This is a genomic window from Bacteroides sp. 3_1_23, assembly GCF_000162555.1.
GTDB lineage: Bacteria > Bacteroidota > Bacteroidia > Bacteroidales > Bacteroidaceae > Bacteroides > Bacteroides ovatus.
Map to the genome: position 1 here is coordinate 750,149 of NZ_GG774949.1, position 21,803 is coordinate 771,951.

Consider the following 21,803-nt stretch of genomic DNA (forward strand, 5'->3'; position numbering starts at 1 on the left):
TTCTTTATTATTCACCTAAAACCGCTCCATTATCTCCATACACATTCTCCCATTATGGTAAGGACATTTCCAAAAACCCGCCTTATCTTCTGCACGATTCACTGTTCCGTCTGCACGTATTCCCCAAAACCATTCTCCATTGTCGTTATCAACCAGATGTCTTTTCACAAATTCCCAACATCGTACTGCCCTCAACAGTGACAAACGGTCATCAAAATGCTGGTAAAGGTTTACATATCCAACAATCGCTTCCGCTTGTACCCACCAATGCCGTTCGGCATCTATAGAACCACAACTCCTATTCATTTCATAAATCATACCCGCACCTGGAAGAAGCCCCTCGGAAGCCGCTTCCGCTATCTCTATCACAAGCGGTTCTATCCGGGTTATCAATCGTTTATCACCGATAAGCAAGGCAGCCTCATGCAGCAGCCATGACGCTTCTACATCATGCCCATACGAAACCATGTCATGTCTACTATTCCAGTCATCATCAAAAAACAACCGTAAATGCCCGGTTTCAATATCCAGTATCCGGTCGGTAAAGAGCTCTATAAGATTACGCAACTGACATTCCAGATACTCATTATTCCAAACACGAAAAAGATTTGTATAAGGCTCTAGAATATGTAAATGCGTATTCATCGTTTTCCGCTCATTTTCATCCTTCTCACTCAAACGCATATCCTCTATTTCATTCCATTCACGGGTCAACGCCTCACAATAACCGTTCTTAATCCGATCAAAGCTATGTTCTTCAATGTCATAAAACAGACGTATAGCATATTCAAGCGCTTCTGCGTCTCCCGTAGCCCGGTGATATTCACTCAATCCATAGATAGCGAAACCTAATGCATAAATTTGTTTTTTAGTATCCAAAGGAGAACCGTCTTCACAAACTGACCAAAATACCCCTCCATATTCGTGATCATAGAAATGAGTTATCAATTCCTGTTTGGCACGGGTTGCCATTTTCAGATATTCATCCTTATGCAACAAACGGTAAGCCGATGAGAAAGTCCACAAAATTCTTGCATTCAGAACAACGCCCTTAGAAGCTCCGGGAACACGTTCTCCTGTGCCGGAAATTCGTCCATAAAAACCGCCATACTCCGAATCTACCATATGATTCATCCAAAACGGAAGAATATTGCCCGTTAGCATACACTGCATTTCTTCCTTTAATTTTCTAACTGTCGTTTCCATATCATCTGCCAATTTATAAACCTAGTTGACGACAAAGCCATTTATTCCACTCATCGGATTGCTCCTGATATAGATAATGTCCCGTCTCTAAATAAGGATGCAACTCCTTTTTAGCTGTAATAATATTGTAAGCTGCATACATAGAGGTAGGCGGACATACTTCGTCATTATATCCCCAACTGAACCAACCCGGTGCAGTAATAAGCCGTGCAAAATTTGCCACATCATAATACGCTGCTGTGGTAATCCGCTCTTTTGACGGTTGAGGAAAATAATAGAAGTAATGAGGCCATCCTCCGGCAGTCTTCTTTAAATGTGCCTGATGGTCACACATCGCAGGATGGATAGCCGCATAAAAGGTAATCCGTTTGTCCAATGCCGCCGTTACAACAGAAAGTGCTCCCCCCTGACTGGAACCTGTCACTCCCATATTTTTTCCGTCATATTCCGGTAAAGAAGCTATAAAATCGACCGCACGAAGAGCACCTGCGAAAACACGCTTATAATAACTCTTATCCCGGCTATTATCATTTTGATAAGGATACCCGTTAAGCGCTCCTTTCGACAATACGTCATATATCATCTGCGACATTGTCACAGGAATCCCGTGAATGCCTATTTCCAACGTAATCACTCCCTTGGAAGCCATATGGACATCTCCCGAATAAGGACGCACTCCGGCACCGGGCACGCGAAGTAACGCCGGATACTTACCCGGCTTTTTGGGCATACAAAGAATGCCGAACGTTCTCGAACCGTTACAAATATTCTGGAAACTGACATGAAAGACATCTACCTTATCCGTACAACGCTCAGGAATAAGCTCCATAGTAGGAAGCAAAGGAATCTGTCGGGCTTCCTTCAAAACAGTATCCCAAAATTGACGGAAATCTGCAGGCAGTGATGTATGCGGCCTCAACTCTTCAGGTGCGTAAGCCACAGTAGCCAATCCTTCATATACATGCCCGTCAACAGATGCACGCACTTTACAGCGCAAAAAACCGGGAACATCCATACACCCCGTTACACTTGTCTTTCCGTCTTTCAATAAAACCCCTTTCTTCTTTTCCACCGGATACCATTCCGGCCCCAACTCATAGTCTATTACCACTCCGGGCAAAAGGTTTTGTGCCTTATATACCTGAATTGTAAACGAACATTCTTCCTTCAACTGATATTTCCAGTCTGTATGGTCGGGAGATACGACTACAGTAATTTCCGTTCCACGGATTTGTGCGGAAAGAAAAGTTACACAACAACAGAATACCAGGCTAATAATCCATCTATGTATTTTCATAATCTTATTACTTTCTTTTATCATTCAATTGGTTAGTGATTTTTCTCATTTCTTTCTCGGAAAGCGGATAAAGGCTGATAAAGATGACACTCAGCACCGTACCCATAGCCGGTAGCCAACTTAGGAACATCCTTATTCCATGAATAGCTTCCTCGCCCTGCACCGCGTTGGCCTCAAAACCGTAAAAAGCCAACAACCAGCCCGTAACGGCGCTTCCGATAGCCCAGCCAAATTTCTGACTCATGGAAGAAGAAGAGAAGATAAGCCCCGTAGCACGGTTACCCGTTTTAAGTTCCGAATAATCAGCACAGTCTGCATACATCGACCATAAAAGCGGGAAGATACTACCCGCACAAATACTTATCAACACCTGAAAAATAAACATCAACATCAACTGCTCTTTATCAAACCAGTAGAAAATTACTGAAAGTACCGTCGCTATCGACATCGCCCACATATATGTCTTTTTTTTGCCGATACGATTGCTCAATGGAGCTGCCAACACCACTCCGACAATATTGGCGGCTTGCCCGACAGCCAAATAAAGCCCGCTCAATACAAAGGAAATTCCAAATAAAGAAATGGAAGCATATTCTTCTTCTACAACATAATACTTAAAATAATAAACCGTTGCCCCGTCACGAATAGAATTAAAGACCAATGCAGCTACACCGGCTCCCAACAGAATCCACCAGGGACGGTTATGAAGCAAATCCTGCAAGTCACTTTTTAAGGAATTCTGCTGCTTTTTAATAGGTTTTACCCGTTCAGTAGTCCATGCAAAGCAACCATAAAACAGCAACGCACACAACACCGCAATTACAATGACGCTCATCATCCAACCATGCTGCTCGTCGTGTCCCATACTGAACCGATTCACCATCGGCATGAACAAAAGTAATGCTATAAAACTTCCGATGTAAGCGAAAGTCATACGATACGTAGAAAGCATGTTCCGGTCTTTCGATTCCGGACTCATCACTCCCAACAACGAAGCATAAGGCACATTGATAGCTGAATACACCATCATCATTAACGAATATGTAAAATACGCATATATTACTTTCCCCCCATCACTGAAATCAGGAGTTGTAAAAGTCAGCACACCGATCACAGCGAACGGAATAGCCAGATACAACAGATAAGGACGAAACTTTCCCCACCGCGATTGCGTCCGGTCGGCAATAATCCCGATTATAGGGTCGAACGCCGAGTCCCAAACACGAGTGATGAGAAACATCGTGCCCACCACTGCTGCAGGCATGCCAAACACATCCGTATAAAATATCATCAAATAGGAGCCAAACAATTTCCAGAACATGGACGAAGCCATATCACCGAAACCATAGCCTATCTTTTCCCTAATCCCTATCATAAAGTATGCATCAGTTTCAGATTCTTATCAATCTGTTTCTTCAGCGTCTCCACTGAAGTAGAAGTAAAAAGACCGTCCGCAGGCGTATTCATACAATAATCGACCAACCGATCTATTGTAGAAGTCGCCACATGCATACGGGTGTCAGAAGAAGCATAGTAAATAAAAACCGTACCATCTTCATCAGCTATCCAGCCATTGGTAAACAATACATTAGAGACATCTCCGATACGCTCTTCTCCTTCCGGCGCCATAAAGAAGCCCGCAGGAGAAGCAATCACTTTCGCCGGATCTTCCAAGGAAGTCATATACATATACAGCACATAACGCAAACCGGCTGCACACCCACGTACACCGTGCGCCAAGTGCAACCATCCCTTCGATGTCTTAATAGGATGAGGGCCTTCACCATTTTTCACCTCTTTAATTGTATGGTAATAACGCCGGTCGATTATCGTCTCTTCCTTTACTTCCGCACAAGTAATATCATCTACCAAGGCCCAACCGATACCACCGCCACTTCCGGCATCTATAAAACCGTCTTGCGGACGGGTATACAACGCATACTTTCCATCCACAAATTCAGGATGAAGAACCACATTCCGTTGCTGGCTTCTTGTTTTCAAATCCGGCAAACGCTCCCAAGTCTTCAAATCCTTGGTGCGGGCAATAGCTGCCGTAGCGGTAGCCGAGGAAAGATCTCCCACAGGTGCCGTATCATCATGACGTTCAGCACAGAAAATACCATAAATCCATCCGTCTTCATGAGCCGTCAAGCGCATATCATAAATATTTGTCGCAGGAATAATGTCCTCAGGCATAGTCACGGGATAATCCCAAAAACGGAAATTATCTATGCCGTCAGGACTTTCAGCCACTGCGAAGAAAGATTTACGATCCGCTCCTTCAACACGCACCACCAGCAAATATTTACCATTCCATTTGATAGCTCCCGAATTTAACGTAGCATTCATGCCGATACGTTCCATCAAGAAAGGATTTGTCTTTTCGTCCAAGTCATAGCGCCAAAACACAGGAGTATGGGCAGCAGTCAGAACAGGATATTGATAACGTGTGAAAATTCCATTTCCACCTTCAACAGGTATATTCTTACGAGTTACCAGTTTCTCGTAATCATCAAATAAGTCGCGAATTTTTTCTTTAAATGCTTTCATCTATTTAGTATTTTAATTTCATTTCAAATCAGACACAAAAATGGTTTTAGGATGCTTATAAAACTCCACAAAATCAAGTGCAGATATTTGTCCCGGATACGGGGCATAATAATGCGCTTCCTTTTCGCGGGCATTTCGCCAGACCAATACATAGCTGACAGGATATTTGTCCACTATAGGAAACAAGGTTTCCGTCCACCAGGTGGAATCCGGGATAGCTTCATATCCAGTCTCCGTCACTGCAACCGGTTTTTTATGCAACCTTCCGACCTCCGTAAGAATCGTCAATGACTTCTCCATAGTATCCACATATTTTTCACGCTCAAACTGATAAGTGTCAAACCCGAACAAGTCTACCATGCCATCACCCGGATAGCGTTCCAGATATTCATTCACATTATCGGGCTCACTACCCGGAGAATAAGCATATAGCAAATGATTCACTCCCTTTTCCTGTAGATAATCATAAGTCATTCTCCACAACAACTTATATTCTTCGGCAGAACAAAGATTTTGTCCCCACCAAAACCAGCTCCCCGTATGTTCATGCCAGGGACGGAAAATCACCGGTATTTTAACTCCTTCCTTCGTGACAAGCGAATTCATAAAATCTGCTACCCTATCCAGCCATCCAAGAAACTTCCCATGATTCTCTCCTCCGGGAAGGACGGAAGCAACTGCCGTTGAATCACTCACATCCCAAGACGCTTCTCCCGTCACAGGGTTATCCACATGCCAGCTAAGAGAACAAACACCTCCCCTGTCATAGTGTGCTATAATCTCTGTGCGTATCCGTTCGAAAAGTACATCATCCAGGTTCTTCTCTCCTCCCCTTTCAATACGCCCCAGGTCAAAAGCCATCACTGCCGGATAATCGCCACACACACTTTTGACATCACTACGGTTCTCGTCTCCATCCCACCGGATGCCATATACCGGATCATCCTGATGACCAAACATGAATCCTTTCTCCGGCAAACGGATTAGTTTGTCCAACAATGCCTCCGTCTCCACAGTCTTCGAAGCAGACTGTTGCTCTCTTGCCACACATCCGCCCATTCCTAAAGCAAGCAGGAAAATGCCTGCCATAACTAGTTTATTCTTCATCTTCAAGCTATTAAGTATTATTTAAAAGAGGGTAATTGATCGCGGGTGATTACATAATCCTGTGACATTGCATCCACCCACCAATCCTTATCTGCATACCTGTGAGATGTTGCAGTAAAAGCTTCCGAATCCAATTCTTTCGTACGGCTGTAATCATACCACGGCATAAAGTATGTCCATTTTGCCCCTGCCTCCCACTGGGCGGATATCCGGGCAAGATGATACACTTTCCCGCTTTGTTCGCCATTTCCACATTCGCTCAATGCCACCAGCTTACCCGGACAAGAAGCAGTTATCGTACCGTACTGCCTGAAACAGTATTCCCCAGTAGTGTACTCATCCTTTGCAGGATACATATCACGCCCCACCATATCGACGTATTCATCCCCCGGATAAAACTCGCTATCCTTAGTTTGTGTAGTCCATACCCAAATCAGATTGTTGATTCCTTCTTTCTTAAAATAATTGAAAATATAAATCCATAGTTTCTTGTACGCTTCCGCCCCGTCATTTCCCCACCAAAACCAGGCTTTTCCATTCTTATAATTATAGATATTACCGGCAGCCTCATGCAAAGGACGCCATATTACAGGAATTCTCTTATCGCGAAGCAACTTCAAATAGCCCGCCAGCTTCTTCAAATCGGCCTTGACGACTTCGTTTTCCCAAGTGCCCTCCTTTGTAGCGTTAGCAGCACTGAAAACAGTCGTCGTCCTTTTTCCCGTACCCGGATCTACAGAACCGTCCCCCGGAGTATAGTGCCGTTCGGCACTTCCTTGGACACATGGCACTCTCCAATGCCAGCCCGCACCCACAAGCCCGTTCTTGTTCCACCAGTCTTCCACTATTTTCGTTTTCGAATAATCAATCCACGAACAAGGGGAATACTCCAAAGAGATATAGTCAAAAAAAGCAATAGCCGGATACTTGCCTGTATGCTGATATACCCATTCCGCCTCATTGACATTCCAACTCGGGCATGCCATTGTTCCGGACAGTGTTTTCTTATTCCTGTTCTCCCTTAAGAAATCATATACTTTCACCGCTTGCTCCGAAGCACCGGAAGTACAAAGGACAGGTGTAATAACAGGTTCCTCTCCTTTGCCCGAATGCCCGGCAAATTCTTCTCCCGACGAACATGCCATAAGTACGAACGCAGTCCCTGTCAGGAACACTCGGGATTTCACTATACCAATGGTCGGTCTACTTTTTTTCATTGTAATATTTTTAAGTTTAATGTAGGTAATAAAGAATTATCTTTCCGAAAGCAAAAGTAGAGATGTGCACATGAAATATGGCTCCCAAATGGTTTTCACACTATCCTATTTGTCACATGATACATTTGGAACAGTATTCAGATACATTCGGGGAAAAAAGAATCCCTGACAAAATAAACATTGCCAGGGATTTCGTCAAGCAGTTCCGTTCTAACTAACGGATGCCGTCTTATTTTGAATTATTTTTCAGGCTCTCCTAATATCCTCTTTACATGCTGCTTCAAGATATAGAATGCCGGATCGCCCATGGGGCCATGGCCATGACCACCGATTTCATAAAGGTATGTTTCTTTGTGCCCGACCAATTTCATCATCCGCCACATATACGCATTCTCTTCATAACGTCCGAAAAGTTCCAATTCCCGGTCGCCTGTAATGAGAACCAAAGGCGGAGCATCCTTGCGAACATGAAACAAAGGAGCAAATTCATCAACAGTAGGCTGAAGATTATCTATGCCATTCATCTTCCGATAAGAAAAATGACTAATCACCTGCCCGCTGAAAGGTATCAATCCGGCAATAGAATCAGCATCTATATCATATTTTTTCAACCATCTTTTATCCAGACCGACCATAGCCGTCAGATAGCCGCCTGCAGAATGGCCGGATATAAATATCTTATTCTTATCACCCCCATATTTTTCCACTTCCCGGAAAGCCCACGCAACAGAAGCAGCGGCATCATCCAGACATTCGGAAATAGCCACCTTCGGAAGTAGGCGATAATTTACGGCAATAACCACCATTCCATTTTTCTTCAGCCTGCCCGGTATTGATTTATTGCCTTGGGTAAGCCCCCCGCCATGAAACCAAACTACCACAGGACATCCGGTCTTATTTTCCGGATAATAAACATCCAGCTTGCAACGCTCCGTTGCATAAGGGTCTTTTGAAGAACTATATGACAAATCCTTTACAGTACGATACGTAATATCCTGGGCATAAAGGACGCCACACATCAAAAGACTCAATAAAAAACAAATTCTTTTTATCATTCTACTTCTATTTATCAGTTAAGTGCAAACTCACTATCGAATTACTGTCCTATCTTCTTTTCAATACGGATATTGGCAAAACTATGGTCTACATTCCATTCTACATTAGGTTGCATTGCCAAAGTTAAAGCTATTTTTCCGGAAACCAATCCGGCAGTAGCTACATTTTCAAGTTCCAGAGTTACAGTATACCATTCTCCAAATGTATTCATATTCTCATCTAATGAATATTTCCACTGGTAATTACCGCCATTCAGCTTAATCAGATAACCGCCTGTCTTCGACGTAATGTCATAGAACGGATAATCCGAAGCCGAATTAACTTCAAATTTGAACAGGTAGTCAGAAGGATTAGCGGCAACTTCCTCATCTAATATAATACTGCCGGAAGGCAATCCTGTATAACTCCAAGCCTTATAAGTGCCTTTTACCCGGAAAAAAGAACCGGCCAAAGCTACAGGGTCTCCTGTATTGGAACCATCGGTTATAAAATCCTTACCGCCCCAAATACCATAATCCGAAGGATTAGCCAAGTCCCAAACAAGATTGTCCGTTTGCCGATAAGGTAATTGATAAGAGCAATGTCCTTCTGTACCATTCCATTCCACTACAATCATCGAGTTATCCGGAATATCCCCCGGAAGTTTGGCAGTAATCACCTGGTCTGTCACGCTTTCTATCTCCAGTTCCGTATCGCCAAACTTGATGACAGATGACGAATTCTTGCCAAATCCATATAATTCAAAATATTTGCCCTTTATCTGTAAGGACGTGCCGGGCAAAGCAAATTCATTATACAGACCGTTTATTTCCATCACAGGGACATCCAGTTTGAATTCACAAGTCGTATTCCCCCGCTCTGTTTCATAATATAATTTGTTCGTGATTTCTTCAGGCATATCCCCCGGTAAAGGGAAACACGCCTTTTTTGACGTCGCATACACTTCCGACAAATCCACTTCCATATTATTGAAAGTAATTTTCGTCACATTGCTCAAGTTCTCCCCGACCAACACAATCATTTCACCAAATCCCCCTTTGGTCAGCGGAACCTGTAAATCCGTATCATCCGGAGAATAGATGCCCTGCACATCGGGTGCTCCAAATGAGTTCATGCCATCATCATAACCATCATTATAAGTTACAACATCCTGACAAGAGAACAGAGTTGCCAACAACACTGTCCCTATCAATATTCTATTCAAAGTCTTCATATTATTCATAAATTATTGGGTTGAACATACGGCTTAGTTCCAGCCCGGATTATTTTTATCAATAGCCATATTGGTAGAAACTTCCAACGATGGCAACGGATACAGCAGGTGACGGAATTCACGACGTTTGTTAATACTTCCCTCGTCATAAGGAGTACGCGTACCATCTTCATTGATTCCACCCAAAGAATTCATTACGTCCAAATATATTCCCCAACGGAGCAAATCCCAACGACGGTCACCTTCATAAGCCAGTTCCTTTGCACGTTCCTCAAAAATGACCGAACGTAACTCCACTTTCGTTTCAATAGCACCGTCTCCGGTTACAGAAGCCTCTTTGGCATTCGAACGGATACGAATATCATTCAAAGCATCAATCGCATCCTGTGAAATCCCGTCATTCAATTCGCATTGTGCCTCTGCGTAAATCAATACAATATCAGCATAACGCAAGAATGGCCAATAAGCATCCGTACGGCCAATCGTGGGGTCTGTCACATCGGCATATTTAGTTGTAAAGGCGAGGCAATTAGATGATATGCTGTTCGTATAGGTGAGTCCGTCATTGAATGGCGCTACAGGTTCCTGCACTTTCACGTCGTCCATATTCTTACCGGTAGCCATCAACTTATATTCCGGGGTTCCCGGATAATAATATCCCCTGCCATTCTTCACCTGACTGTCATACTGGAAGCGATGCTTGACTCCTTTCGTTATACGGTAATCCTCGTTATCAAACAAGCAATACCAATGAAAACGATTGCCTACCCAAGGGCCTTTCTGCAATACCCCTCCGGCATCCTGCATGCCGCAGTACCATTGATGTACTCCGTTACCATACTCTTCGTCAGCACTCCTTGTCCGTACGGAAAACATATGTTCACTTTCATCAAAACCGCTTTTCTTCCACAATTCATCAAAAGACAACAGTCTGTAAGTCCCATAACTCACATCAGGATTCCTCCCCATTATAATACCTGCATAATACGCCGCTTTCTCATAACAGTCTTTCCAGTTAAGCGATTCATAACCTGCCACCTGTGTCTTCTCGAATGTATTCGAAACCGGATTAGTCAATATTTTCGTTCCTGCATTATAACTATAGGAAGGACCGGACTTCACAATCATCTTTTCTCCTGCCGGAAGCGCACCCGCCCCCATAGTGGCATACACTTTTGCCAGCAGGCCAATCGCAGTGCCCGCAGCGACATGTCCCTTTTGATATTCGGCATCCGTATTTTTATACATCATACCGGCTGCCTGCTCTAACAAACGTATAATCTCCGCATACACATCAGGAATAGGACGACGAGGCTGGTTATAGCTGGCTCCTTCACTGATAGCGACATCAAACAACGGAATTTCACCATATGCACGGGTCAGCAAGAAATAAGAGAATGCTTTCTGAAAATAAAGTTCTCCCAACGCATTCCGTTTTACTTTCTCATCCGCACCGGTTATTTCATTTACATAATGTATGGCTACGTTTGCCCGATGAATCAAATTATAACAACCCGTCCAAATAGAAGTCGCATACTCGTCCGCCTGAAAGTTTCCCGCTCCCAAATTACTGAAAGCCCAGTCCGGCCCGGTTATATAATCGGAATCAAGTTCCAGGCAACGTGGAAAACTACTATAACGGAACATATTGTTTCCCCATTTACTATATACTCCGGTCAGCCATAAATCTACAGCCGCATTATCATTGCCCAACTGGTCGGGACCGACAAAAGCATAAGGTTCCTCCTTCAAAAAGTCACTGCAAGAAGCCAGTCCCAGACTGCCCGTTGCCCAAAGACTTAAAACAACATACAATTTATATAATTTCATAATTCTATATCTTAATGGTCAGTTTAAAAATCGACTTTTAGTCCTAATGAGAATGTACGGCTGCTCGGATAAGAATATATATCCACACCACGCCGGGAAGTATCAGAACCGAAGGCGTTTACTTCAGGGTCAAACCAACTATATCCGGTAATGGTAAACAAGTTGGTAGCATTTCCATAAATATTGATAGAACTGATACCTTTAAACTTAGGTCTCCATGTATAACCGATACTAAGATTCTTCAACTTCAAATAAGAGCCGTCTTCCACGTAGCGATTTGAAATTAACATAGTCCGTTCATAACTATTCACCGCTTTAGGCCATTTGGCAGAAGCCCTATTTGCTTCTGTCCAACGAGTATTATAAGCATCTACAGGAATATTAGCCGTATTGCCCATCTTTACTTCCATCAGGTTACCATTAAAAATATCATTTCCCTGGCTTCCTTGCAGGAAAAAACTCAAAGTGAAATTCTTCCACCGGAAATTATTGGTTATACCATATACATAGTCAGGGTTCGTATCACCAATCACTACCCTGTCTGCATTCGTTATGGCAGGGTCATCGTCAAAATTCCGGTACTTTATTTCTCCTATCATACTCTTTCCTTTCGCACGGACACTTGGATCCGGGGAAGCCATGACTTCAGCCAGATTATTATAGAAACCATCTTCTACGTACCCGAAAATTGTTCCGATAGGATAGCCGTTACGCTGCAAGAATACATCATCCGCTTTATACCATAGTCTTGCGGAAAACTGGTCAGAATCAAGTCCGCCAACTTTATTTTTATTGAAAGATATATTGGCGTCGATGTCCCACTTCAAAGGAGTATTCCGCAATATATAGAATTTCCCGGAAATCTCCAGCCCTTCATTCGTCACATATCCCCTGTTCACCATCATACTTGAGAAACCGGTGCTGGAAGGTATTTTCACCTCCTGCAGCAAGTCGCGTGTTTTCTTATAATAATAATCAACAGTCAGGTTGACGCGATTATTAAAGAAGCCTATATCCAATCCGGCATTATACTGGGCAGTTGTCTCCCAATGCAAATCTTCCGCTACGGGACCACGCCATTCCACTTCTGCGAAACCGCTGCTGATAGCACCACCACTAAAAGGATAATTAGCAGGATTCAACATGGGCAAAGTCCGATAACTTCCAATCCCCTGATTACCCGTCTCACCATAGCTGAGACGCAACTTCAAATTACTGAAAATATTCAGGTTCTTAATAAATTTCTCTTCCGACAAACGCCATGCTACAGCTCCCGAAAGGAAGTTTGCCCATTTATTGTTTTCCGTGAATTTACTGGAACCGTCAACACGATAAGATGCCGTAAAGATGTATTTATCCATCAACGTATAATTGATACGCCCCAAAAATGAAGCCAATGACGAATCCGTACGGTCGCTCTTCAATTTGCCGGGAAGTGTACCCAGGCTCATATCATATTCCTGAGTCAAATCACTGGGGAATCCCGTAGCCGACATCGATTTACTTCCATAGTCCCTCTTCTCGACAGTAAAACCGCCCACGGCATTAACGGAGTGGATTTTCTTGAATGTCTTATCGAAAGTAAACAAGGACTCGGCAGTAATTCCCATACTCCAGTTAGTAGACTGTCCTGCCTTACCGTTTATATTATTAGCTTCGGAACCTTCTGATGTCCTGCGGCCATAATACGTGCCGCGTTCCCTGTTTGTATAGTTAATACCCAAGTTCTGACGGAATTTCAAAAACGGGAACAGCTTTATTTCTAAATAAGAAGAAGTAAATACATTATTGGACTTCAGGTTATCCTTTGCCGAGTTAATATAAGCATAAGGGTTGGATGCCAGCCAGCTCAATTCGTCCGAGTTCAGTGTCTCGTCGTCACTCGGGTCATAAGTAGTCGGAAACACAAGCGCGGAACGGATAACTCCATAATCATTAGAGTTCGTCCGGGAAAAGTCGGTGTCCGTATGAGAAAAGCTGATATTCACTCCCATATCAAGCCAACTCTTAATCTTGCGCCCCATATTGGCACGAATCGAATAACGTGTAAAACCAGATTCCTTGATAATACCCTGTTGTTTCAGATAGTTGCCCGAAAACGAGTGCCAGCTACCGTTTCTGGAGCCACCGGACACACTGATATTATATTCTTGCGAGAAACCGTCCTGATAAATCAAATCCTGCCAATCGGCCACACCGACTTTCGTTGCATTGCCGTACTCATCCGTGTAAATGCCCGGATTCAGAAAATCTTCCGGTGCAGGATTGTACTTACCTTGAGACTTGTCGGAATTGCTATACGACCACTTTCCCGGATAAGGCAAAGAAGTGTATGCTTTTCCATGATACTTATAACTATTCTCTACTTGCTCATTCCTGTATAGCGCATATTGATAAGCATCCAATACATCTACGCGGTTAGCAATCCGGGAAAAAGAGAAATTAGCAGTAAACCTCACCTTATCCGCCCCCGGTTCTCCACGCCTGGTCGTAATCAATACAACACCGTTCGCACCACGTGAACCATAGATAGCCGTAGCCGACGCATCCTTCAAGACTTCAATTGACTGTATATCATGCGGATTGATAAATGCCAGAGGATTGGACTCATTATTTCCGGAATTGGCATCGCTGCTTGGTGTCCCCCCCGCGTCATAAGGTACGCCATCTACAATATACAAAGGCTGTGAATCCGTAGAAAAAGAGTTCGTACCACGAATCTGTATACTGATACCACCACCGGGAGCACCGTCACTTTGATTCACTACCACACCAGCTATTTTTCCCGCAAGTCCCTGGCTCAAATCCGCCGGATTTCCCCTCATCAAGTCATCCCCTTTGATTTGTGACACAGCGCCGGATAAGTCCCTCTTTTTCATCGTACCATAACCCACTACCACGACCTCATCCAATAATTCCGCGTCATCCGACAGCTCCACCTTTATTTGGGACTGCCCACTTTTCAAAGTTATTTCTTTCGATTTATAGCCGACAAAAGTAACGGACAATACAGCCTTTTCCGGCACACCGTTCAACGTAAACCGACCGTCTACATCGGTTATCGTACCTTTGGACGTACCTTTCACCACTACATTGGCGCCAATGACCGCCTCACCATTCTTATCGACAACCGTACCCTTAATTGTCCTACTCTGCTGTACAGCTTCATACTCCTCCGGTGCGATAGCCCGTACGTTCACTATTCCTCCGAATAACAACGCCAGACAAGCCCCTGTTATCAACATATTCTTATGAAAATTCTTTTTCATATATATCAAATTAAATGTTAACCTTTAAAATTTGCCATTTCTTTTCACACCGCAACTATTTTTTCTCCTTGAGATTCAAGGATTTCAGTTTGACTACTCCCGCTTTTGTTGCACTGATACCCAAACCGTCAACAGAATTTTTATATGCCGGTTCCAGTTCAAGAACAGCTTTCTTTTTTCCTGCAGGAACCTTAACCTTGGATTTAATTTTCTGATCTTTATCATCTTTAGCGGAATAAGTTGCCATAAACATGACATCCATAGGCAAAGCCTCCTCAAACTCAATCACAACACAATCATATGCCGAGCAATCCAGGCGGGACAGCCACCATCCGCCTCCCTGCCAATTTTTAGTAAAAGTAATGGTTGCTGTTTCCGCATCAAACTGTGCTTCCCCCCAAGATTTAAACTTTTTGGTTTCCACATTGTAATCTTTCGCCCACACTGATGATACAGTTAAAAGCAAAAGTACGGCAATTAATAAATTTTTCTTCATAATACATCGTTTTATTAAGATTAATAAAAAAGTTATCGTTTCATTTCTTCCAAAACCAGAGATTTCACACAAACCGTACCCGGTTTCGAACCACTGATACCCAGACCGTCTATGGATTTCTTATAAGTAATATCCAGCATAATCCCGCCTCTTTTTTTCCGGCAGGAATTGTAACCTTAGATTTGAGTTTCTCATTTCTTTCATCCTTCGCCGAATAGATGACTATAAAAACAATATCCATGGGCAAAACCTCCCGAAACTCAATCCGTACAGATTCATATTCCGAACAATCCTGCGCCAACCACCAGCCACCACCCTGCCACTTCTGTGTCCATGTTATTTTCATGCCTTCCATGTCAAATTGTGTATTTCCCCAGGGCTGAAAGTCTTTTGTCAATACATTAAAGTCCTTTCCGCATACGGAAGATGCTATCATAAAAGAAGTTGCAGCTATTAATAATTTTCGTTTCATATCCTGTTATTTAATTCCGGTTTCCTATTTTGATACCTGTATCTATAGTTTATTTCGATAGCAAATATAGAGAGAGGATAACCCTCCCTCTTTCTCCAAATGAGTTTCAGGCTGTCCTTTTTGTATCTTGATACATTTGCGCTACTATCCTGATACATTTCGGAATATCAGAAGCGACCGGAAAGGGATTTCCGATTCTTAATTTTCATATCTTTGCAAAAAACGAATCAATCCATATGAAAAAACATCTCTTATCTGCATTGTTTTGTCTATTTGTCCTGACGTTGCAAGCCAGCGAAAGACTTAATTTCCGTACCTTTGATGTAAAATCCGGTATAGCTGACAACTATGTGCAATCTATCCTGTGCGACAGATACGGTTTTATGTGGTTCTCCACTCTCAACGGGTTAAGCAGATATGACGGCTATCAATTCAAGACATATACCACTACACAACTGGGAGCCTACAACAACGACATTGAATTTACAGCGGAAGACGCTTCGGGCACAATCTGGATAAAAACTCCCAAATCTTATTATTTCTATAATCGCGAAAAGGATGAAATTGATGACCACATAACTCCTATACTGGAACAATTTGGAATATATGGAACTCCGGACAACTTATATATAGATAAAGACCTGAATTTATGGTGCACAGTCAATTCCACCCTCTATTATTATGTATTCAGGCAAAAAGAACTTTATACTTTATCTCTTCCTCAAAATTGCCAGGTGCTGCAAATCGACTGTTACCAGTCAAACGCTTATGTACTATTGTCAGACAGCTATATTTATCACGTCGACTGGAGAGCGCAAAACCTTTGCAAGGAAGTACAGATTGTCCTGCCTCTCGGATGGAAACAACGAATGTACATAGACACCTTTTCCAGGCTTTGGCTTTATGTCCCCCATACCAAAGGAGTATGTTGTTATGACCCTAATGCCAAAGAATGGTTTTCCTTTCCCGGAGAAAAAGAGATAACCAACGAACTTATCACGGCCGTCATAGACGACGGAAAAGGGAATATATGGATTGGTACGGACAACAAGGGCATTTACATAAGTTATCATCAGGACGGAAAAGGATATGAGAGACTTAGCAAGGAAGTGGACAATCCATTTTCATTGCCCAACAATCATATCTGTTGTTTTTATAAAGACCATTCGGACATAATGTGGGTAGGTACAAGCAAATTGGGAGCTACCTTCACGAGTCTGCACAACGTCACATTTGAAACCTGCCGGTTGCCCCAGCAAGAAGATGTAAGTTGCCTTGTGGAAGACAAAGACGGAAATCTATGGCTGGGATTTGACGGGGAAGGACTGGCTTACTATGACAAGAAAAACAACAACTATACTTTCATATCGAAAAAACAGGATGCTATCCCTTCCGATATAATTGTATGTTCATATAAAGATTCAAAAGGACGGCTTTGGTTCGGCAGCTACGGCAACGGAGCGTTCTATGAGCAAAATGGAAAATTCAGCAAAGTGGCAACTACATACGAACAAAAATATTCTATCGATTATGTCCGATGCATCACAGAAGACAAATATGGGAACATTTGGTTGGGAACCATCATGAACGGGATCTACTGTCTGGATAATACCGGAAATATAACGCCTTATACTATGGAAAAAACCGGAATGCTCACCAACAGTATCACCACATTCTCGTGTGCGGACGGAATCAATCTCTATATAGGAACCAGTAGCGGACTGTATTGCATGAACACTGAAACCAAAGAAATATCGCTCCTGGAAAACAACAATTCAGCTTCAAATTTATTTGAAGAAGTACACATCAACTGTATTTATCAGGATACAAGGGGGCTTTTATGGATTGGCACCCGGAAAGGTATGGATGTATATAACAAAAATACAAAAGAGCGAATTCATTTGTCTACCAAAAACGGATTGTCTCATGATTATATACGGGCAATCACTGAAGATAAAGAAAAAAACATATGGGTGACTACCGACCACGGCGTGACAAACATCATAGCGACCAACTCACCGGAACCTTCGTCCAAATTTCTCTGTTATCCTTATTTTGAGGAAGACGGAATAGGGAATATGGCTTTTAACAATCATTCCATTACCTGTACTCAACAAGGTGAAATCCTGATAGGGGGCTCTGGGGGCTATCTGCGTATCAATCCACGTTTCATAAACTATCGCCATGAAAGCCATCCGGTTATATATACCAGTCTTTACCTTGCCAACCAGCGCATGGAAGTAGGCAGTAAAAACAGTAATGGACGTATATTACTCCACAAAAATATCCAATTGCTGAATGAAATAACCATGGACTATTCCGACAGTAACTTTGCATTAGAGGTTTCTTCCATGGACTACAACTCCTTGCATAAATTACAATATGCTTATCGTTTGAACAAAGACGAAGAGTGGGTTAAACTGGAAGGAAACCGGATTTACTTTAATAAGCTTTCTCCCGGAACCTATCAATTGGAAGTAAAAGTATACGAAAATAATAACAGCTATAAGAACAGTAAAGCCAGTTGCCTTACGATACATGTCTTACCTCCTTTTTGGTTGTCCGTCCCGGCATATATAGGCTATACCCTACTTCTAGCAGGTGTTATCATTTTCTTCTTCCTGAAAATGAAACGTAAGCACATCCGCAACCTTAGCCAGCAAAAGCGTGAAATGGAGATAATCCAGCAACATGAGATGGATGAAGCCAAAATGCGCTTTTTCACGAATGTCAGTCATGATTTACGCACTCCTTTATCGTTGATAATCATTCCTTTAGAAAAATTGTTGTCTTCTAATCTGGAGAAAGGAGTAAAAGAAGAGCTGGAACTGATACACCGAAATTCGGAAACTCTTTTAAATGAAGTAAACCAATTGCTCGATTTCCGGAAATTAGACCAACAGAAAACGCAGTTAATGCTTTCCCACGGTAATCTTTCGGACTTCGTAAAAGAAGTATGCGGTTCCTTTATCCCACAAGCCGTCAAAAAAGGCATAAACATCCGTCTACACATAAACGAAACGAAAATGGATATGGATTTTGACCGTAACAAGATACAACGTATCCTTCTTAACCTTTTATCCAATGCAGTAAAATACAATTACGAAAATGGAGAAGTCACCGTTACGTTGGCCAAGATAACAGCCAACGGAATAGAGAATGTACAAATACAAGTTGCAGATACCGGAATCGGCATCAAAGACGAAAACAAAGATAAAATATTCGACCGTTTCTTTCAAGAAAAACATTCTACCACTACCTATGTAGGAAACGGTATCGGTCTGCATATTGTGAAAGAGTATGTCGCTATGCATCACGGGACAATCACAGTGGAAAATCATATTCCTCAAGGAACAATATTTACCATCACTCTCCCTGTCACTCACAATTATGCAGTCAATGATGAAAAACAAAATGACACTGAAATTCGGAAAGAAGCGGTTGATGAGGTGTCCGACACAACAGATGCTCATAAAACTTCCCTATTAATAGTTGAAGATAATGACGATTTCCGTAACTTTCTCATCAACTGCCTTAAAGACACTTATCAAGTATTTGACGCGCCTAATGGAAAAGAAGCATTGGAAATACTTGCCCACCAATCCATACAGATTGTCATCAGCGATGTTATGATGCCGGAAATGGACGGAATGGAACTATGTCGTAAAATAAAGACAGATATCCGTTATTCTCATATTCCTGTAATTCTACTAACAGCACGCACAGCCGATGAACATGAATTAAGCGGATTAAAAGAAGGAGCAGACGATTACATTACTAAGCCATTCAATCTGGAAATACTTCTTCTGCGTATTCAAAAGATACTAAAATGGACGAAAAACAACCACGAGAAGTTCAAAACCATTGACATATCTCCGAGTGAAATAACCGTAAGTTCCCTGGACGAACAACTTATAGAAAAAGCGATCCGTGCAGTTGAAGAGAATATGGATAATTCCGAATTTTCTGTTGAAGAACTAAGTTCTTATGTAGGGATGAGCCGCGGACATCTTTATAAGAAACTAATAATGATTACCGGCAAATCTCCTCTCGAGTTTATACGAATACTACGTGTCAAACGCGGAAAACAACTGTTGGAGCAAAGTCAGCTGAATGTTTCCCAAATAGCTTATCAAATAGGACTTTCTCCCAAGCAGTTTGCAAAATATTTCAAGGAAGAGTTCGGATATGTGCCTTCCGAATACATAAAAAATAACAATACAAACTAAATACAAGTTTTACTCTTCCACTTTTTCTCTGCCTGATAGACTCCAAAAATAATGCAACCTGCTCCCAATAATGTAATCCATGTGATTTGTTCGTGAAGAATGATTACGGATGCCACCATTGTTACCAACGGATTGAGATAGATATAATTGGAGGCTCTAACGGTTCCCAACTGTTTCAATACCACATTCCAGAGGACATAACAAACCAAGGATGCCAGGACGGCCAGAAATAAGAGATTGGATAATACAACCGGTTTTAAAAGTACATCGAAATCAGGTTGCAGCGGATGAAGAAGAAAGGCGGGAAGTATGGTTAATACTCCATAAAAGAATATTTTGCGGGTGATAAATACTGTGGGGTAACGCCCTGTCATTTTCTTTATCACCAAACTATAAAATGCCCACGACAGGGCGGCAAGTAAAGTGAGCAAATCCCCTACCGGAGATAATTTGAGTACAAAACTACCGTTAAAGACCACCAGTCCCACCCCGATTAAAGCTAATATGGAGCCATAAATCAAACCTTTGGTGGCTTTTTCACTCTTATAAAAGAGAAGGGAAAGAATAGTAGTAAGCAGGGGAGCTGTGCAAATGATGAAAGCGACATTGGATGCTTGTGTGATCCCCAAAGCTGTATTCTCTGTAAAGAAATAGAGTGAACCACCAAAGAAACCTCCTGCCATCAACCAAAGTTCGTCTTTCCAATTACCCGCAAACAGACGTTTGGGAGAAATCACCCAAATGCCCAGATAAGCAATGAGAAAACGATAAAAGAATATCTCCTGTGGGGTCAGTCCGTGATTAATCAGTACTTTGGTTGATATAAAGGTCAGTCCCCAGATGGCAACGGTCAGTATGGCTATCAGATGATAGTATCCCTGCGTCAGTTTCATATTATAACATGCCTTTATAACTTGGCAATCTCGTCAAGACTTAATCCGGTGATATCAGCAATCATCGTGCTGTCCAATCCTTTGTTCTTCATTTTCCGGGCATTAGAGAGACGCTCTTGCTCAATACCTTCCAATTTCCCTTCTATTTTTCCTTCTAATCTCCCTTCTAATCTTCCTTCCAACTTTGCTGAATCAATTACATCATTCTGAATCATTACCGCAGAGAGGTGTTCATCGTATGCCATGCGTTCTTGTGGGGTCATAGAGTAATATTTCAGTTTCTCTCTTGCCTCTTCTAATCCGGGAGCAGTGGTATCCGGGCGTATCACACCACTCTTCAGATATCGCATCCATTCTTCCATTGGAGTAACAGCTACCTTATCAAACTCATTTACACGGATAAGTACATATTCGGGAAAGATTTCGGCGGGCATGCGGGTAACAATCGCATTCTTTTCCTTGACATTCACTTGCAGCTTATCACCGGTATGCACACCGATAAAATTGTTTTGGCCGTAATATAAATAGTCGCTGCCTATGCCGATATCAAAATAAAGAATACTAATGGAATATATCTTCTTTACATGATAGTAAGTTTCTCCGAGCGAGATATGCTCTGTAATGGCTTTAGCTACCCCATAAAGAATGCGTTCGAGATAGTAAAGCTCACGTGTATTTTGTATTTCAATAATAATAATTTCATCTTTACTGTTGCGAGCTTTGATATCTACACGATTGAATTTATCATCGATACTCTGTTGGTTACTTTCGCTTTCCAGTATTTCCAGAATGGTCACCTTCTCACCAAGAAAGACTGTAAGGAAACCTTCGAGAACTCCAAAATTCGCCTTTTGACGCAACAGCCGCTTAATGGCCCAGTCAAACCGTATATATCTATCTTCTAAATGATTATCCATGATTATTCTCCTTTCAAATTAGAACATAGCAAAGGTATTGTTTTTACTTTG

The 21,803-nt window shown here is 42.3% G+C and carries 15 protein-coding genes; 1 reads left to right on the forward strand and 14 read right to left on the reverse strand.

Translation table 11 applies throughout. The annotated features are described in order from the left end of the window. Nucleotides 1-15 precede the first annotated feature (15 nt). From HMPREF9010_RS21410 to HMPREF9010_RS21355, 12 genes are all read right to left on the reverse strand, one after another. Complete coding sequence (locus HMPREF9010_RS21410) at nt 16-1,206, reverse strand: AGE family epimerase/isomerase (protein ID WP_004324102.1); 1,191 nt, start codon at nt 1,204-1,206, stop codon at nt 16-18. Between the two features lie 13 nt (nt 1,207-1,219). Then, entirely contained in the window at nt 1,220-2,503 is a 1,284-nt protein-coding gene (locus HMPREF9010_RS21405; RefSeq protein WP_008646893.1) for an acetylxylan esterase, read from the reverse strand. Nucleotides 2,504-2,510: 7 nt separating this feature from the next. Beyond that, a complete protein-coding gene (locus HMPREF9010_RS21400; protein WP_004324106.1) occupies nt 2,511-3,878 on the reverse strand; it encodes an MFS transporter in 1,368 nt (455 codons plus the stop codon). Beyond that, nucleotides 3,875-5,053, reverse strand: coding sequence for a glycosidase (locus HMPREF9010_RS21395; protein WP_008646894.1), 1,179 nt, complete (start codon nt 5,051-5,053; stop codon nt 3,875-3,877). The genes HMPREF9010_RS21400 and HMPREF9010_RS21395 overlap by 4 nt, the downstream gene beginning before the upstream one ends. A gap of 18 nt (nt 5,054-5,071) precedes the next feature. Next, on the reverse strand, nt 5,072-6,166 hold the full coding sequence (locus HMPREF9010_RS21390; protein ID WP_008646895.1) for a glycoside hydrolase family 26 protein: 1,095 nt from the start codon (nt 6,164-6,166) through the stop codon (nt 5,072-5,074). Nucleotides 6,167-6,177: 11 nt separating this feature from the next. Then, nucleotides 6,178-7,377: a glycosyl hydrolase gene (locus HMPREF9010_RS21385; RefSeq protein WP_032852435.1), complete on the reverse strand. Its 1,200-nt coding sequence runs from the start codon at nt 7,375-7,377 to the stop codon at nt 6,178-6,180. A 239-nt stretch (nt 7,378-7,616) separates the two neighbouring features. After that, nucleotides 7,617-8,432: an alpha/beta hydrolase gene (locus HMPREF9010_RS21380; protein ID WP_008646899.1), complete on the reverse strand. Its 816-nt coding sequence runs from the start codon at nt 8,430-8,432 to the stop codon at nt 7,617-7,619. A gap of 41 nt (nt 8,433-8,473) precedes the next feature. Further along, nucleotides 8,474-9,655, reverse strand: a complete 1,182-nt coding sequence (locus HMPREF9010_RS21375) for a glycan-binding surface protein (protein ID WP_229036687.1) — start codon at nt 9,653-9,655, stop codon at nt 8,474-8,476. Between the two features lie 24 nt (nt 9,656-9,679). After that, the gene (locus tag HMPREF9010_RS21370; protein WP_004324117.1) at nt 9,680-11,476 is read right to left on the reverse strand and encodes a RagB/SusD family nutrient uptake outer membrane protein; all 1,797 of its coding nucleotides are present in this window, start codon (nt 11,474-11,476) and stop codon (nt 9,680-9,682) included. Nucleotides 11,477-11,499: 23 nt separating this feature from the next. After that, nucleotides 11,500-14,745 (reverse strand): SusC/RagA family TonB-linked outer membrane protein, encoded by a 3,246-nt coding sequence (locus HMPREF9010_RS21365; protein WP_083792330.1) that lies wholly within the window; start codon nt 14,743-14,745, stop codon nt 11,500-11,502. 55 nt (nt 14,746-14,800) lie between these two features. Further along, nucleotides 14,801-15,241: a hypothetical protein gene (locus HMPREF9010_RS21360; protein WP_008646906.1), complete on the reverse strand. Its 441-nt coding sequence runs from the start codon at nt 15,239-15,241 to the stop codon at nt 14,801-14,803. A 109-nt stretch (nt 15,242-15,350) separates the two neighbouring features. Continuing rightward, on the reverse strand, nt 15,351-15,713 hold the full coding sequence (locus tag HMPREF9010_RS21355) for a hypothetical protein (protein WP_008646907.1): 363 nt from the start codon (nt 15,711-15,713) through the stop codon (nt 15,351-15,353). A 236-nt stretch (nt 15,714-15,949) separates the two neighbouring features. Between HMPREF9010_RS21355 and HMPREF9010_RS21350 the strand changes: the two genes are divergently transcribed. Continuing rightward, nucleotides 15,950-19,942, forward strand: a complete 3,993-nt coding sequence (locus tag HMPREF9010_RS21350) for a hybrid sensor histidine kinase/response regulator transcription factor (RefSeq protein ID WP_008646909.1) — start codon at nt 15,950-15,952, stop codon at nt 19,940-19,942. On the opposite strand, the gene HMPREF9010_RS21345 is transcribed toward HMPREF9010_RS21350, so the two are convergent. Together HMPREF9010_RS21345 and HMPREF9010_RS21340 are read right to left on the reverse strand one after the other, a co-directional pair. After that, entirely contained in the window at nt 19,939-20,835 is an 897-nt protein-coding gene (locus tag HMPREF9010_RS21345; RefSeq protein WP_008646911.1) for a DMT family transporter, read from the reverse strand. The genes HMPREF9010_RS21350 and HMPREF9010_RS21345 overlap by 4 nt on opposite strands. Nucleotides 20,836-20,849: 14 nt before the next feature. Next, complete coding sequence (locus HMPREF9010_RS21340; protein ID WP_008646915.1) at nt 20,850-21,752, reverse strand: PD-(D/E)XK nuclease family transposase; 903 nt, start codon at nt 21,750-21,752, stop codon at nt 20,850-20,852. Nucleotides 21,753-21,803: the final 51 nt, after the last annotated feature.

What these genes read in the sequence shown, in the direction of transcription:
- HMPREF9010_RS21410 (WP_004324102.1), bottom strand. Translation starts at nt 1,206, where the DNA reads ATGGAAACGACAGTTAGAAAATTAAAGGAAGAAATGCAGTGTATGCTA.
- HMPREF9010_RS21405 (WP_008646893.1), bottom strand. Translation starts at nt 2,503, where the DNA reads ATGAAAATACATAGATGGATTATTAGCCTGGTATTCTGTTGTTGTGTA.
- HMPREF9010_RS21400 (WP_004324106.1), bottom strand. Translation starts at nt 3,878, where the DNA reads ATGATAGGGATTAGGGAAAAGATAGGCTATGGTTTCGGTGATATGGCT.
- HMPREF9010_RS21395 (WP_008646894.1), bottom strand. Translation starts at nt 5,053, where the DNA reads ATGAAAGCATTTAAAGAAAAAATTCGCGACTTATTTGATGATTACGAG.
- HMPREF9010_RS21385 (WP_032852435.1), bottom strand. Translation starts at nt 7,377, where the DNA reads ATGAAAAAAAGTAGACCGACCATTGGTATAGTGAAATCCCGAGTGTTC.
- HMPREF9010_RS21380 (WP_008646899.1), bottom strand. Translation starts at nt 8,432, where the DNA reads ATGATAAAAAGAATTTGTTTTTTATTGAGTCTTTTGATGTGTGGCGTC.
- HMPREF9010_RS21375 (WP_229036687.1), bottom strand. Translation starts at nt 9,655, where the DNA reads ATGAATAATATGAAGACTTTGAATAGAATATTGATAGGGACAGTGTTG.
- HMPREF9010_RS21370 (WP_004324117.1), bottom strand. Translation starts at nt 11,476, where the DNA reads ATGAAATTATATAAATTGTATGTTGTTTTAAGTCTTTGGGCAACGGGC.
- HMPREF9010_RS21365 (WP_083792330.1), bottom strand. Translation starts at nt 14,745, where the DNA reads ATGAAAAAGAATTTTCATAAGAATATGTTGATAACAGGGGCTTGTCTG.
- HMPREF9010_RS21360 (WP_008646906.1), bottom strand. Translation starts at nt 15,241, where the DNA reads ATGAAGAAAAATTTATTAATTGCCGTACTTTTGCTTTTAACTGTATCA.
- HMPREF9010_RS21355 (WP_008646907.1), bottom strand. Translation starts at nt 15,713, where the DNA reads ATGAAACGAAAATTATTAATAGCTGCAACTTCTTTTATGATAGCATCT.
- HMPREF9010_RS21350 (WP_008646909.1), top strand. Translation starts at nt 15,950, where the DNA reads ATGAAAAAACATCTCTTATCTGCATTGTTTTGTCTATTTGTCCTGACG.
- HMPREF9010_RS21345 (WP_008646911.1), bottom strand. Translation starts at nt 20,835, where the DNA reads ATGAAACTGACGCAGGGATACTATCATCTGATAGCCATACTGACCGTT.
- HMPREF9010_RS21340 (WP_008646915.1), bottom strand. Translation starts at nt 21,752, where the DNA reads ATGGATAATCATTTAGAAGATAGATATATACGGTTTGACTGGGCCATT.